Consider the following 13,699-nt stretch of genomic DNA (forward strand, 5'->3'; position numbering starts at 1 on the left):
ATGTTGACGGTACGCGCCGCAGGCGCCAGCCCGTTCACCGCCGTCCGCGACGGTGAGCGTGACGCGATCTACGCCGAGCTCCTGAGCACAGGACCCGCGCATCCGATGACGGCGCGCTCGGGGCCGGTCGGTTGGCTGATCACCGGGCACGAGGAGGCGCGGTCGCTGCTGTCCGACCCACGGCTGGTCAAGGGCGGCCGGCGGTACGGGACGTACGCGGCCAGGTTGCCGCAGGAACTGGCCCGCGGAGCCTACTCGCACATGCTGTTGGCCGACGGGGCGGATCACGCCCGGTTGCGCAAGCTGGTGACCTCGGTGTTCACCCGGCGCAGGATCGAAAAGCTGGCCCCGAGGATCCAGCGGCTGACCGACGACCTGCTGTCGGCGTGCGACGGCTCCGACTCGGTCGACCTCGTGTCCGCGCTGCTCGCCAACCCCGGCCAGCTCGCCTTGCTCCGCGACGATCCCGGCCTGCTCGAGGCGGCGATCGAGGAACTGCTGCGCTACGACGGTCCGGTGCAGAACACGATGCCGTACGTGGCGGCCGAGCCGATCGAGGTGGGCGGCGTGAGGATCGAGGCGGGCGAGACGGTGATCATCGCGTTGCAGGCGGCCAACCGCGACCCGGCCCGTTTCCCCGAAGGCGACCGGCTCGACCTCACCCGTCAACGCGCTCCGCACACGGCCTTCGGCCACGGCATGCACTACTGCCTCGGCGCGTCCCTGGCCCGCGTCGAAGCCCGCATCGCCCTTGGCACACTGCTGGCCCGCTACCCCCCCCCTGCGACTCGACACCGGCCCCGGCACCGTGACCCGCTACCCATCCATGATCTTGAACGGGCTCAACGCCCTGCCCGTGCACCTGCGCTGAGTCTGGACGACGTCAAGAGCTCTTTGCCCGCGATGGGGGATGGACGTGGCACATAGCGGCATAACTTGGGCAAAGGGCGACATAGGTATCCTCCGTGGTGCGCCCGGCTGGATCACGAAGGAGTGCCATGGTGCTACCCGACCGGGGACAAGCCGCCCCCTCCCCGAGTCTGATCTTCGAGGGCGCGGCACCGTGACGCTCGATGATCGCGTCACCCTGGTCAACATCGCGTTCAGGATGCTCGGCTGCGCGCATGACGCCGAGGACGTCGCGCAGGAGGCCTACGCGCGGTGGTATGGCCTGTCCGACGAGGCTCGGCGCGAGATTCGGTCGCCGGCCGCGTGGCTGGTGCGGGTGACCTGCAGGATCTGCCTGGACCAGCTCAATTCGGCCCGGGCGCGCCGGGAGCGGTATGTGGGGGACTGGCTGCCCGAACCGCTCCCGGACGAGACCCGGTGGACCAGCGCAGGGAAGTCCCGGCCGGGCGATCCCGCCGAGCAGGTGAGTCTCGACGACTCCGTCAGCATGGGCGTGCTCGTCATGCTGGAATCCGTCACCGCCGCCGAGCGGGTCGCCTTCGTCATGCACGACGTTTTCGACCTGCCCCACACCGAGATCGCCGAGATCGTGGGGCGTAGTCCGGCGGCCTGCCGTCAGCTCGCCGCCTCGGCCCGGCGCCACCTGCAGTCCGACCGGCGCCGTACCGTGACCGCCCACCAGCATCGCAGCGTCGTCTCCGCGTTCAGGGTCGCCTGCGAGCACGGCGACCTCGACGCCCTGATCAGCCTGCTCGACCCCGAGGTCCGCGTGCGCGCCGACGGCGGCGGAAAGGCTCGCGCGGCCCTGCGTCCGATCCTCGGCGCCGAGAAGACCGCGCGGTACTTCGCCGGCCTGTTCCACAGGAGATTCGCCCAGGAGATCGTCGAGGAGAACGTCAACGGCCGCCTCGGCCTGGTCGGCTACGCCGATGGCGAGGTCATGGCCGTCATGGCCGTCGCCGTCCGGGACGACCGCATCACCGACGTCTGGATAATCGCGAATCCAGACAAGCTCCATGCCTGGAAGGACGTCAGCCGTCGGATATGAGCGCTGAGCGGTCGGTCCGGGCCGAGACTCTCATCCGAGTCGAACCGACCTCCACGCTGCCGGCGACACGTCATCCAGCGCGGCGTCGTCTCGGCCCCGGCCGTCGCGTCCAGCGCCCACCCGGCCGCCCGCACGGCGAATTTTCCCGGCCGTACCGCGAACGTCATCACAACCGGCGGTCCTATTCCGTCAAAGAAGAAGAAGGACACCGAACGAAATGCGGGAGGAGCGTCGTGCCGGCTGACCCGGAGCAGGCCCCTCTCTCCGCGCGCCCGATCTTCGATGAGCACACCGCCGTGATGCTGGACGAGCGCGTCACCCTGGTCAACATCGCGTTCAGGATGCTCGGCTCCGCCAACGACGCCGAGGACGTCGTGCAGGACGCCTTCGCACGATGGTTCGCCCTGTCCGACGAGGCTCGGCGCGAGATTCGGTCGCCGGCCGCGTGGCTGGTGCGGGTGACCTGCAGGATCTGCCTGGACCAGCTCAATTCGGCCCGGGCGCGCCGGGAGCGGTATGTGGGGGACTGGCTGCCCGAACCGCTCCCGGACGAGACCCGGTGGACCAGCGCAGGGAAGTCCCGGCCGGGCGATCCCGCCGAGCAGGTGAGTCTCGACGACTCCGTCAGCATGGGCGTGCTCGTCATGCTGGAATCCGTCACCGCCGCCGAGCGGGTCGCCTTCGTCATGCACGACGTTTTCGACCTGCCCCACACCGAGATCGCCGAGATCGTGGGGCGTAGTCCGGCGGCCTGCCGTCAGCTCGCCGCCTCGGCCCGGCGCCACCTGCAGTCCGACCGCTGCCGCACCGTGACCGCCCACCAGCATCGCAGCGTCGTCTCCGCCTTCAAGAACGCCTGCGAGCACGGCGACCTCGACGCCCTGATCAGCCTGCTCGACCCCGAGGTCACCGTGCGCGCCGACGGCGGGGGGAAGGCCCGTGCGGCCCTGCGCGCGATCCTCGGTGCCGAGAAGACGGCGCGCTACTTTCTCGGCCTGCTCCGGAACAGGTTCGCCCAGGAGCTCACCGAGGAGAACGTCAACGGCTGCCCCGGTCTGGTGAGTCATGTCAACGGCGAGGTCAACGGCCTCCTGGCCTTCGCCGTCCGCGGCGGCCGCATCACCCAGATCTGGGTGATGGTGAATCCGGACAAACTCCATGCCTGGCGGGAATCCGGCCGCTGAAGGTCACGACCCTCCGCGAGCCGCCGGCGGTTCGAGCCCGGTACGACCGAACGCCCTGTTTGAAGAACAATCCACCCGGATTATCACATTCGCCCGACCTATCTCGTCTTGATAGCAAGACGTGGTCAAGGCAAAGGTGGAAAGACGATGAGGACGGACTCGCTGGCGCGAGCACTCGACGAGAGGGTCGGTGGGGCCGGCTTCGCGAAGAAGGCCATGCGGAAGGTCTTCCCCGATCACTGGACCTTCCTGCTCGGGGAGATCGCGCTGTACTCCTTCGTGATCGTCCTGGTCACCGGCGTCTTCCTCACGCTGTTCTTCAAGCCCTCGATGCATGAGGTCGTCTACGAGGGCGTCTACGTGCCGCTGCGCGGGGTGACGATGAGCCAGGCGTACGCCTCCACCCTGGAGATCAGCTTCGAGGTGCGCGGCGGTCTGATAATGCGGCAGATGCACCACTGGGCCACCCTGCTCTTCCTGGCCTCCATCGTGGTTCACCTGCTGCGCCACTTCTTCACCGGCGCCTTCCGCAAGCCGCGTGAGCTGAACTGGCTGATCGGCGTGGCGCTTTTCGCACTGGTGATGCTGAACGGACTGTTCGGCTACTCGCTGCCCGACGACCTGCTGTCGGGCGCCGGGTTGCGCATCCTGCACGGCGTGATGATCTCCATACCGCTCGTGGGGACGTACCTGGCGACCTTCCTGTTCGGTGGCGAGTTCCCCGGCCACGACATCGTCTCCCGCCTCTACAGCCTGCACGTGCTGCTCATCCCCGGCCTGCTGCTCGTGCTCATCCCGCTGCACGCGGTGGTGATCACCTGGCGGCAGACGCACACCCAGTTTCGCGCCAAGGGGTTGAACGACCGAGTGGTGCGCGGCGCGCCGTTCTTCCCCACGTTCATCGGCAAGACGACGGCGTTCTTCCTGTGGGTGGTGGGCGTGGTGGCGCTGCTGGCCACCTTCTTCCAGATCAACCCCGTCTGGCTGTACGGGCCGTACGTGTCGAGCGCGGTGAGCGCGGGCTCCCAGCCCGACTGGTACATGGGTTTCCTGGAGGGCGCACTGCGGATCATGCCGCCGTGGGAGCTCACGGTCTTCGGCCACACGGTGTCGATGAGCGTGCTGCTCCCCGCGCTGGGCGCGCCCGGGCTGCTCTTCACCGCCATCGCCCTCTACCCGTTCGCCGAACGGTGGATCACTCGTGACCGTGCCGTGCACCACCTGCTCGACCGGCCGCGCGACGTGCCCACCCGCACCGCGCTCGGCGTGGCCGGCATCGTCTACTACGGGGTGCTGTGGCTGGCGGGCGGCAACGACCTGATCGCCGTGCACTTCCAGATCTCGTTGTACGCCACGACCTGGATCTTCCGTGTCGCGATCGTGGCCGGGCCGGTACTGGGGTTCGTCGTCACCCGGTGGATCTGTCTGGGCCTGCAGGCGCGTGACCGGCACACCGCCGAGCACGGCGTGGAGACCGGCGTGATCGTGCGTGATCCCGAAGGCGGGTTCGCCGAGATCGAGCGACCGGCCACGGAGGAGGAGACGGCCGTACTCGTGCCGCCGGCCTCCCCGGCGCCCCCACCGCTGCCGCCGGCCGGTGGCGCCCCGCCCACGGTCGCGCGCCGGGTTCGCGACGAGTTGCAGCGCTCCTGGCACCGCTGACCGGCATGCGGCGGCCGGATCACGCCTCGTCGAAGGCCTGTCTGCCCGAAGGGCCTGCGCGGCCGGCCGTCCTCTGGCGGCGAACCGCCACAGCGGTGCTGAAAATCCATGGCGACGGCTACCTGGGTGCGGTCGATCCGCTCGCGGCTAAATCATTCTGTCCCGCGTCGGCTCTTTTCGGGCTTCGTAAACGGCGACGCGTTCGGAGAGTATGTCTCCGACGATTCAGCGAGACGAAATGTGAGGTCCGGCGACTATGAGATATGACCTACTGACCGGCTAAGGGAAATGGTCAGTCATTTCCTATACTGAAGACATGAACACTGAAAACAACCGGCGCGTGCTAATCGTCGGAATGGGAATCAGCGGTATGGCGGCGGCGATACGGTTGCGGCAAATCGGCTGGGAGCCCGTCATCGTCGAACGGGCGCCGCAGCGCAGAAAGGGCGGCTATTTCGTGCTGCTGTGGGGAGCGGGACGCGCCAGCGCGGAGCGGCTGGGGCTGGGACCCGGCGTAACGGATCACACCTCTCCCAATACCATCCACTACGAAGTCGACCGGCACGGTAACAGGACCAGCATGGCCATTCTCGGCAATCTCCCGGACGGTCCGCGCATGATGCGCCGGGGCGAGGTCGAGGACGCCGCGTTCGAGGCGCTGCCCGGCGACGTCGAGATTCGCTTCTCCACCGTCCCGACCGAAATCGCACAGGACGGCGACGGCGTCGACGTGACCCTGCACAACACCTTGAGCGACGAGACCGTGACCGAACGGTTCGGACTGGTCGTCGGCGCGGACGGGCTGCGGTCGACCGTACGCAGGCTGGTGTTCGGCCCGCACGAGCGGTACATGCACCCGATGGGCGGGATCACCTGTGCGTTCCAGCTGTCGAAACCCCTGCCCGGCCTCGCGCAGGAGGACACCGCCGTGCAGTTCGACCCGGACCGTGGCCGCGCGATGTGGGTGTTCGGGTTCCGGGACATCATCCCCACGGTGATGCTCACGTACCGCACCGACGACATCGACGCCGAGTTCCGGCTGCCTCCGGCGAAGCGACTGCGCCAGGTTTTCGGTGACCAGCCGACGGGCAAGCTGCTCGGCGCCGTCCTCGACGAGGCCGACACCGTGGAGGACATCCTCTTCGACTCGGCCGAACAGGTGCGGATGGACTCCTGGCACCGGGGCCGGGTGGTCCTGATCGGTGATTCGGCATGGTGCGTCACCCTCTACGCCGGGATGGGCGTCTCGGCGGGGCTGGCCGGATCGGACCTGCTCGGCACCATGTTGCAGCGGCATCCGGACGACCTCGCAACGGCGATGACCGAGTGGGAGCGCAAACTGCGGCCGGTCATCAACGAATGGCAGGAATCGGCCGAACCGATGCGGCAGTGGTTCAATCCCTCGGGCCGCCGCGAGGCTCTCGTGCGCCACTTCTGGACCCGAGGCGAGGAATGGCCGGTCGTCGGCCACTACGTCCGGCAGTTCTTCATGCGCGGCAGGATCGCGAAGAACGCGGACATCGCCGCGGCCTGAGCTTGACCCCGAGCCTGAAGGAGTCGCGGTGACCGAGCTCGTGCGGCACGACCCGGCCAAGGTCGCACGCATCCTCAAGGTGACGCGGGAGCTGGTGCTCCGCCACGGAGTGCGGAGCATCAGCATCTCGGAGATCACCCGGCTGGCGCACATCGGGAAGGGAACGCTCTACCTGTACTGGCGGACCAAGGAAGACCTGATCGCCGAGCTGATCGTCCGTGACTTCCTCGACGCGGCCGAGCACCTCTCCGATCTCGGCACCGACGTCGACGCCGTGTGGCCGCACCGGCTGTGCTGGGGGATGATGCGGACCACCCTGCTGGGTCACCCGTTCGTGCGTGCGGTGCAGGAGGCCGACGTGCACATGATCGGACTGCTCACGGAGCGGGAGGAGACCCGGCGCCTGCTCGACCTGCTCGGGCCCGGTGTCCTGTCCCGTGACCTGCTCGAAGTGTGGCGTGCCCACGGCCTGGCGAGGGACGACTGGACTTTCGCGCATCAGACGTACGCCATGCGTGCGCTGGTGGGCGGCTTCTTCGCACTGATGACGGGGGCCGACGCGGAGGCGCTCGACGATCGGCGGGAAGTGTTCGAGGCGAGCGTACGCGCTCTGCTCTACCCGCCCGGCCGGACCGGGGCCGATGTTCCCGATGTCGCCGATGTCCCAGCCGCGGCGGCCGCGGCGCTCCGGCTGCTGAACGAGCGCCGCGCCTTCGTGCGGCGCCTGCTACCCCCGGACCGGTGACGCGTGAAGACCGTGCCGACGCGGACTATCGCCGGAGAGTACGTGGAACAGGTCGGCGGCGCGCAGCCGGTCGGTCTCGATCGCGTGGCGGGCCTGAGGCACGCGCCTATGCTCCCCTGCGAGGCTCACAGCGGCCACCCGGGCAGCGGGCCGCTGTGGCGGTAATCACATCGCGATCCTGTCACAAACGGAGGCTCGATTTCTTCATACCTGTGACGCACCGACCCCGACGACAAGGAACGGCCAATGACGAACACCCGGACCGCGCTGCTTCGCGACCTGCACAGATCCGGCGACCCGCTCATCCTGCCGAACGTGTGGGACGCGGCCTCCGCCACCGTGGTGGCCGAGGCGGGAAACCCCGCCCTGGCGACCGCCAGCGCGTCCATCTCGGCCATGCTGGGGTACGACGACCACGAGGGCGCCCCCGTGGACGAGATGCTGGACATCGCGGCCAAGATCATCCGTGCGGTGGACGTACCGGTGACCGTGGACGCCGAGGCCGGATACGGCCTGCCGCCCGCGGAGCTCGTCGAGCGGCTCACCGCCATCGGCGCGGCCGGGTTCAACTTCGAGGAGAGCGACCATCGCGCGGGCGGCCTGCTCGACGTGGACACGCAGGCCGCCCGCATCGCGGCGCTGCGGGCGGCGAGCCCCGACCTGGTGATCAACGCCCGGATCGATCTCTTCCTGACCGGTTCGGCCTCGGTGGAGGAGGTCGCCGAACGCGGCCGCCGCTACCTCGAAGCCGGCGCCGACTGCGTCTTCCCCATCCTGGCACCCTCGGAGGAGGTGATCGCCGACCTCGTCAAGGCCATCCCCGGTCCGGTCAACGTGACCTTCCTGCCCGGCATGGATCTGGGCAGGCTGGCCGCGCTCGGCGTGGCACGGGTGTCGTTCGGCCCGATGACCTACCTCACGGCGCTGGAGGCCCTCAGGTCCATGACCGGCCGGATCCTCTCGGGCCAGGACCCCTACAACGCCTGACGGCCACACGAGACGCCCTCGCGGACGCGGCCCGGCCTCCGCCGGCCGCCATGGCCGACCTCGCGTTCGCCGGGGCGATGGTGGGCCCGGCCAAGAGACCGGCGAGCGGCCCGCTATCGTCCGACGACGTGCTGGAAGAGGAGAACAAGCAGCTCAAGGCCCGGATCCGGGAGCTGGAGCTGGAGCGCGACATCCTGCGCCGGGCGGCCAAGTATTTCGCGGGCGAGACGAACTGGTTACGGGCCGTCCCCGCTGACTGAGGGATGCCGGGGAAGTCGCGCTGTCCCACGACACACAGCCCGTCCCAGCGTTCGGTCGTCGCGTCCGACGTACGATGACCGACCTGCTCATCCGCGCTCATCCGGTCACCGCCGAGACGATCATGTCGGCCGTGTTGTCCGCCTCGGCCCAGACCCACTCGCCGCGCCGCCAGAGCACCGACCGCCAGGGACGCCAGACGAAGGCCCAGCCACAGGCACGGCGGGTGACCTGAATCCGGACCCGCACTTCGGCGGCGGACATGACCTCCAGGACGGGTGGTCCGGTGGCGGAGATGACGAACGAGGTGGACACCCCGAGAACCCGCAGGTCCCAGCCGAGTCGTACGAGATGGATGTACTGCTCTTGTTGCGGATCACGTGGCCCATGACTCACCCTTCCGGTCGAAATTAGTGCTCATTGCCCCTGGGAGAGATTTAATGGCTTGTCCGTTCGCAGTCGGGGTGGCGGATGAGATATTGCTTTTGACCTTTATGGTGATCAGCCCTGCGCTGTGTCGGAGAGGCACGCTTCAGCTACGGTGATCAGCTCTGAGCGGTCTCGTCGTGGTGGCTTCAGCGGCGGCGGGGTCGATGAGCGGCCGGAGAGTGAGCGGCTACGGTCCGCGCGGGGTACGGCGGGGCGGAAGGCGCGGAGGTGGGCGGGTGCTCCGGCCGGCTTATGAAAATCCGTAACCATCGCGCCCGCCAGGCCGGAGGTCTGACTGACGAGACGGTCACTGAGACGGCCGGCCGGAGCACCCGCCCACCGGAGCGCGCACGGACAGCGCAACGCGCACGGACAGCGTGGTCGCCACAGTCGGACCGCGCGAGTTCGTACGGGGTCCGGACCCGTCCAGCCTGGAGATGTGCGACATCCCGCCCGTAATCCGGCAGACGCCCTAGGTAAGGTGCCTTCTATTGATTTGGTGCTGACGTAAGGGGCTTCCGTGGGTGTTTCCGTGGCGTACGTGACCTTCGCCGACCCGGACGGGGTCGACGACGAGAAGGAGGTCGCCGTCGCGGCGTGGGCCGAGGAGGGGATCACCGGGCGGATCGCGCGCTGGGACGATCCCGAGGTCGACTGGGCCGCGTTCGACGCCGTCGTGGTCCGTACGCCCTGGGACTACGTGGAGCGGCGGGCGGAGTTCCTCGCGTGGGCCCACCGGACGGAGTTGGTCACGCGGCTGCTCAATCCGGCGGCCGTGCTGGAGCGCAACACCGACAAGACCTACCTGCGGGAGCTGAGCGTGCCGTCCATCCCGACCTACTGGGTCGGGCCGGGGGAGGCCGTGGACTTTCCCGTCCTGGGCGAGTACGTGGTCAAGCCCTCGATCTCGGCGGGGGCCCGCGACACAATCAGGACCGGGGACCGGCAGGAGGCCGAGGTCCACGCGGCCCGGCTGGCCGCCGGGGGCGGACCGCGATGATCCAGCCGTACCTGGACATGGTCGAGACCGAGGGGGAGACCTCGCTGCTGTACTTCGGCGGCCGGTTCAGTCACGCCGTCCGGCGCAACGCGATGCTGGTGGAGGGCGCGGGCGAGCCGGAACAGGGCAACGACCACGGGGAGCTCCGTGTCCCCGAACCCGACCAGCTCGCCCTCGCCGAGCGGGTGCTGGGCGAGTTTCCCGAGGTGCTCTACGCCCGGGTGGACCTGGTCCGCCTGGCCGACGGGGCCCCGGCTCTCATCGAGGTCGAGCTCACCGAGCCGTACCTGTTCCTGCGGTACGCGCCCGGCGCCGCCGCCGACCTGGCCCGTGCCCTGGCCGGGGCGCTCTGAGCGTCCCCTGCGAAATTCCCGCGAAACGCGACGGCGCGCGTCCCGGGGAAGAGGACGCGCGCCGCATCGTTGCCGGAACGTGTTACTGCGGCATCACCACCGCGAGCGGGGAGACCCCGGCGGTACGCAGGGCGCCGGGGAGCTTGCGGGCCCAGGAGTGTTCGTGCAGGTCGAGCTCCTCGGGGTTGGCGACCGTGAACCGGACGGCCCCGCCGGTGGCGGGCTGCTCGGTCCAGGTGGCGCCGAAGCCCTTCAGCGCCGCGGCGACCTTGTCGCGGTCGGCCGCGGGGACCGTGACGCGGATCGGCGACCCGCGGTCCGGGATGGCCGCGGCGGCCCGCGAGGCCTCGGGAGCGGGGGCGAGCGCCCGCGCCCGCGCGGAGGCGGACGGCAGGTCGGCGGTGATCGCGTTGGACACGATCTTCGCCGTGCCGTCGGTGAAGGCGCGGAAGTTCGGCTCGGCGGCGAACAGCACCGCGTGACCGTTGCCCACCGGCTCGTCGACCGCGGCCGCCGTCCCGCCGAGCTCCTCGGCGCCCAGCGCGAAACCGGACCGGAACCAGTCGGGCGAGTTCGCGGCCGGGTAGGAGGACACCACGTGTGCGGGGTCGGCGGCGCGCATGACCAGGTCGTACGCGTAGAACTGCATGACGCTCGACCCGACGTCCTCACTCAGCGGACCGGCGGCCAGGGTGGTCCTGAAGAGCGAGCCGGGGATGTCCGAGGTCGGCTCGGACAGCGTCACGCCGGAGATCCCGGCCAGGACGGCCAGCTGGGTGCCGCCCGCCCAGCCGACGTAGCGCCCGCCGCCGCCGACCCAGTCGCGCAGCGCCGCGCGCCCGGCGTCGCCGAGGGCGGTGTTCGCCGCGTTGGCCGAGCCGTCCGGCACGAGCACCACGTCCAGCCCGGTCAGCTTGCCCGCGGCGACGTCGGCCGGGGTGAGCACCGTGTAGGGCAGCTTCCAGTCGCGGTCGAGGCGGTGCCGGAGCCAGCCGGAGGACTCGGCGGCGTTCTGCGCCGTGCCGCCGGACAGCTGCAGGACCCCGATCTTGCGGGAGGTGGTCACCTTGGCCGACGGGGCGCCCACCGGCCGGACCGGCGTCGCGAGGGGCAGCAGCACCTGGCCGGAGGACCCGCCGGAGACGTTGCCGAGCAGCGGCAGGCTCCACGCGGTCACGTCGTAGAAGTACGGGAACGGCGTGTAGGTGTCCTCGTTCAGCATGGCCTGGATCCAGTGCTTCTGGCCCTGGGCCATCGGGATCCAGTAGGTGCCCCTGGGCAGGGTGGTCCTCGCCTCGGGCCTGCCGTAGGCCTTGAAGTCCTTGACCGTGAGCGGCAGGGCCAGCTTGAACACCTGGACGTCCATGCGCTGGAGCCGCCGCACGATCAGCTCGGTCTCCGCCTTCTTGGCCGGGTCGTCGGCGCGCAGGAAGTAGTGGCGGACCTTGCGGTCGGGAACCTGGGTGATGACCTCGTTGCCCGGGTTGTAGACCTGGTTCGGCTCCAGCTTGCCGTCGAGGCCCTGCTTGAGCGCGTCGGCGTACATGCGGTGCCAGGTGGTGAGGATCTCGGTCTTCTTGGCCGCCGCCGCGGAGAGCGAGACCCACTGGGTCAGCCACTGCTCGAAGGCCCGGGCGGCGATCGGGGAGGCGTTCCCCTTCTCGAACGTCATGCCCGCCGCGTTGAACCCGGTCGTCGGGACCGTGTCGCCATAGCCCATGTAGAACATGTCGTAGACGTCGCGGTTGAAGAACGGGATGCCGCGCCCGGTGAACTCGTCGATCATCGCGGCGCCGTAGGTGTTGTTGATCCAGTCGATCGTCGGCTCGGCGATGTCGTGGTAGAACGGGTCGGCGTTCGGCGGGAAGAAGTATTCGGTGCCGCCCATCTCGTGGGCGTCGATGAAGAGCTGCGGCGGATACTTGCGCATCAGCTCGATCTTGCCGTCGGTCTCCGGCTGGGTCCGCGCGAACCAGTCGCGGTTCATGTCGAACGAGTAGGCGTTGCGCCGGGTGTCGGCCTCGCGGCCGTCGGGGTTCTGCGTCGGCAGGATCACCACGACGGCGTTGTCCAGGATCCTCCTGGCCGCGCAGTCGTCCCGCCCGGCCAGGTCGTGCAGGGTCCTCAGCGCCGCGTCGGTGCCGCTCTCCTCGCCGCCGTGCACGTTTCCGGCGATCCACAGGATCGCGGGCGTGTTCCTGGCGAGGACCTTCGCCGCGGAGGCGGGGGTGAGGGGGTTGCGCAGCAGCTTGATCGAGGTCTCGATCGCGTGCAGGTTCCTGATGTTGTGCGAGGTGCCGACGATCGCGTACTTCAGCGGGCGTCCCTCGGCGCTCGTGGCCAGGGTGCCGGAGACGACCCGGTCGCTGGCCCTGTCGATCGCGGTGAGCAGGGTGTCCGACTCGGCCGAGGTGACCTCCCGCTCGCCGAGCTCGAAGCCGAGAACGCTCTTCGGCGTCGGCACCTTGCCGTTGTACGCGGGGGGAGTCCGGGTGGCGTCACAGGTGGTCACGGGGGGTGCGGCCGGAGTGGGTTCCGCCTGGGCGGCTCCGGCGGGGAGGGCGATGGCGACGGCCAGTACGGCCGGTGCCATCACCTTGAAACGCTTCAGCATGAAGTAAAGCTGTCATCTGAAAGAAATGACGGCAAGGGGGGAAATTTTACACTTGTGTTACGGGTGGAGCTTTTGGGGCTTTTGTGGTTGAAAGTAATGTTGAGAGGCTTATAGGGGAAAAGTCCTCTTCTGCCGGAGCGTCTTCCGGGCCGCCGGAGCCTCCTCCCGCCGGTGGAGACCTCCCCGCCGCCGGGGAGCCTACGCGTGGCCGGAGATGCCGCCGTCGACCGGGATCACGGCCCCGGTGAGGTAGGCGCCGGCGCGCGAGGACAGGAAGATCGCGGTGCCCGCCATGTCCTCGGGGCTGCCGATCCTGCCCATCGGGACGTGGGAGGCGACCGCCGCGCGCATTTCCGGGTCGTCGAGCGCGAAGGCCATCATCTTCGACTCGAACGGCCCCGGGGCGATCGCGTTGACCGTGATCGACTCCCTGGCGAGCCGCTGGGACAGGTGTCGGGTGAGCATGTGCACGGCCGCCTTGGCCGCCGAGTAGGCGTAGTTCTCCATCGTCGGCACCCGGAGGCCGTCCACCGAGCCGATGTTGATCACCCTGGCCGGGTCCTCCGGGCTCGCGGCGGCGCGCAGCAGCGGCAGGAACCGCTGGGTCAGGTAGAACACGCCCTTGACGTTGATCCCCCAGAGCTTGTCGAAGGCCTGCTCGGGATACTCCTCCAGCGGCGCGCCCCAGGTCGCCCCGGCATTGTTCACCAGCACGTCGAGCCGGGACTCGCGCTCCGCGACGGCCTCGAACAGCGCGGACACCCCGTCCTCGGTGGACAGGTCGGCGGGTATCGCGGTGCACCCCAGCTCGGCGGCCGTCTTGCCGACCTCGGCCGCCTTCCGCGAGGAGATGTAAACCGTGGCCCCCGCGTCGACGAACCCGGCCGCGATCATCCGGCCGATTCCCCGGGACCCGCCTGTGACGACGACGGTCTTGCCTTCCACCGAGAACAGAGTCATGTTCTGTAGCATGCCG

At 69.3% G+C, this 13,699-nt stretch carries 12 protein-coding genes and 1 pseudogene; 10 read left to right on the forward strand and 3 right to left on the reverse strand.

The features are described 5' to 3' along the window. From ACTOQ2_RS10515 to ACTOQ2_RS10550, 8 genes and pseudogenes are all read left to right on the forward strand, one after another. Entirely contained in the window at window positions 1-927 is a 927-nt protein-coding gene (locus ACTOQ2_RS10515; protein ID WP_440099461.1) for a cytochrome P450, read from the forward strand. A gap of 136 nt (window positions 928-1,063) precedes the next feature. After that, window positions 1,064-1,957 (forward strand): RNA polymerase sigma factor SigJ, encoded by an 894-nt coding sequence (gene sigJ / locus ACTOQ2_RS10520; RefSeq protein ID WP_440099462.1) that lies wholly within the window; start codon window positions 1,064-1,066, stop codon window positions 1,955-1,957. Between the two features lie 233 nt (window positions 1,958-2,190). Next, window positions 2,191-3,141 (forward strand): RNA polymerase sigma factor SigJ, encoded by a 951-nt coding sequence (sigJ, locus tag ACTOQ2_RS10525; RefSeq protein ID WP_440099463.1) that lies wholly within the window; start codon window positions 2,191-2,193, stop codon window positions 3,139-3,141. 147 nt (window positions 3,142-3,288) lie between these two features. Beyond that, the gene (gene qcrB / locus ACTOQ2_RS10530; protein ID WP_440099464.1) at window positions 3,289-4,803 is read left to right on the forward strand and encodes a cytochrome bc1 complex cytochrome b subunit; all 1,515 of its coding nucleotides are present in this window, start codon (window positions 3,289-3,291) and stop codon (window positions 4,801-4,803) included. 316 nt (window positions 4,804-5,119) lie between these two features. Continuing rightward, entirely contained in the window at window positions 5,120-6,337 is a 1,218-nt protein-coding gene (locus tag ACTOQ2_RS10535; RefSeq protein ID WP_440099465.1) for an FAD-dependent monooxygenase, read from the forward strand. 28 nt (window positions 6,338-6,365) lie between these two features. Further along, complete coding sequence (locus tag ACTOQ2_RS10540) at window positions 6,366-7,082, forward strand: TetR/AcrR family transcriptional regulator (protein ID WP_440099466.1); 717 nt, start codon at window positions 6,366-6,368, stop codon at window positions 7,080-7,082. A gap of 246 nt (window positions 7,083-7,328) precedes the next feature. Next, the gene (locus ACTOQ2_RS10545; RefSeq protein WP_440099467.1) at window positions 7,329-8,069 is read left to right on the forward strand and encodes an isocitrate lyase/PEP mutase family protein; all 741 of its coding nucleotides are present in this window, start codon (window positions 7,329-7,331) and stop codon (window positions 8,067-8,069) included. 89 nt (window positions 8,070-8,158) lie between these two features. Beyond that, window positions 8,159-8,310: pseudogene (locus tag ACTOQ2_RS10550) on the forward strand (IS3-like element ISRhosp5 family transposase); the annotation flags it as partial. Between the two features lie 116 nt (window positions 8,311-8,426). Here the strand turns inward: ACTOQ2_RS10550 and ACTOQ2_RS10555 are convergent. Then, window positions 8,427-8,723 carry a hypothetical protein gene (locus ACTOQ2_RS10555; protein ID WP_440099468.1) on the reverse strand — a complete coding sequence of 99 codons (297 nt, stop codon included), beginning with the start codon at window positions 8,721-8,723 and terminating at the stop codon, window positions 8,427-8,429. 553 nt (window positions 8,724-9,276) lie between these two features. Here ACTOQ2_RS10555 and ACTOQ2_RS10560 point away from each other — a divergent pair. Next, window positions 9,277-9,756: a hypothetical protein gene (locus tag ACTOQ2_RS10560; protein ID WP_440099469.1), complete on the forward strand. Its 480-nt coding sequence runs from the start codon at window positions 9,277-9,279 to the stop codon at window positions 9,754-9,756. Continuing rightward, complete coding sequence (locus ACTOQ2_RS10565) at window positions 9,753-10,109, forward strand: hypothetical protein (RefSeq protein ID WP_440099470.1); 357 nt, start codon at window positions 9,753-9,755, stop codon at window positions 10,107-10,109. The genes ACTOQ2_RS10560 and ACTOQ2_RS10565 overlap by 4 nt, the downstream gene beginning before the upstream one ends. A gap of 82 nt (window positions 10,110-10,191) precedes the next feature. Here ACTOQ2_RS10565 and ACTOQ2_RS10570 read toward each other — a convergent pair whose 3' ends face one another. Together ACTOQ2_RS10570 and ACTOQ2_RS10575 are read right to left on the reverse strand one after the other, a co-directional pair. Beyond that, complete coding sequence (locus tag ACTOQ2_RS10570) at window positions 10,192-12,723, reverse strand: M14 family zinc carboxypeptidase (protein WP_440099471.1); 2,532 nt, start codon at window positions 12,721-12,723, stop codon at window positions 10,192-10,194. A 198-nt stretch (window positions 12,724-12,921) separates the two neighbouring features. Next, window positions 12,922-13,683, reverse strand: a complete 762-nt coding sequence (locus tag ACTOQ2_RS10575; protein ID WP_362677700.1) for an SDR family oxidoreductase — start codon at window positions 13,681-13,683, stop codon at window positions 12,922-12,924. Window positions 13,684-13,699 lie beyond the last annotated feature (16 nt).

It is taken from the genome of Streptosporangium sp. H16 (assembly GCF_051918855.1).
Classification (GTDB): Bacteria; Actinomycetota; Actinomycetes; order Streptosporangiales; family Streptosporangiaceae; genus Streptosporangium.

Excerpts from the sequence above, each read along its gene's own strand:
- ACTOQ2_RS10515 (WP_440099461.1), top strand. The coding sequence starts at position 1 with ATGTTGACGGTACGCGCCGCAGGCGCCAGCCCGTTCACCGCCGTCCGC.
- qcrB (WP_440099464.1), top strand. The coding sequence starts at position 3,289 with ATGAGGACGGACTCGCTGGCGCGAGCACTCGACGAGAGGGTCGGTGGG.
- ACTOQ2_RS10535 (WP_440099465.1), top strand. The coding sequence starts at position 5,120 with ATGAACACTGAAAACAACCGGCGCGTGCTAATCGTCGGAATGGGAATC.
- ACTOQ2_RS10545 (WP_440099467.1), top strand. The coding sequence starts at position 7,329 with ATGACGAACACCCGGACCGCGCTGCTTCGCGACCTGCACAGATCCGGC.
- ACTOQ2_RS10565 (WP_440099470.1), top strand. The coding sequence starts at position 9,753 with ATGATCCAGCCGTACCTGGACATGGTCGAGACCGAGGGGGAGACCTCG.
- ACTOQ2_RS10570 (WP_440099471.1), bottom strand. The coding sequence starts at position 12,723 with ATGCTGAAGCGTTTCAAGGTGATGGCACCGGCCGTACTGGCCGTCGCC.
- ACTOQ2_RS10575 (WP_362677700.1), bottom strand. The coding sequence starts at position 13,683 with ATGACTCTGTTCTCGGTGGAAGGCAAGACCGTCGTCGTCACAGGCGGG.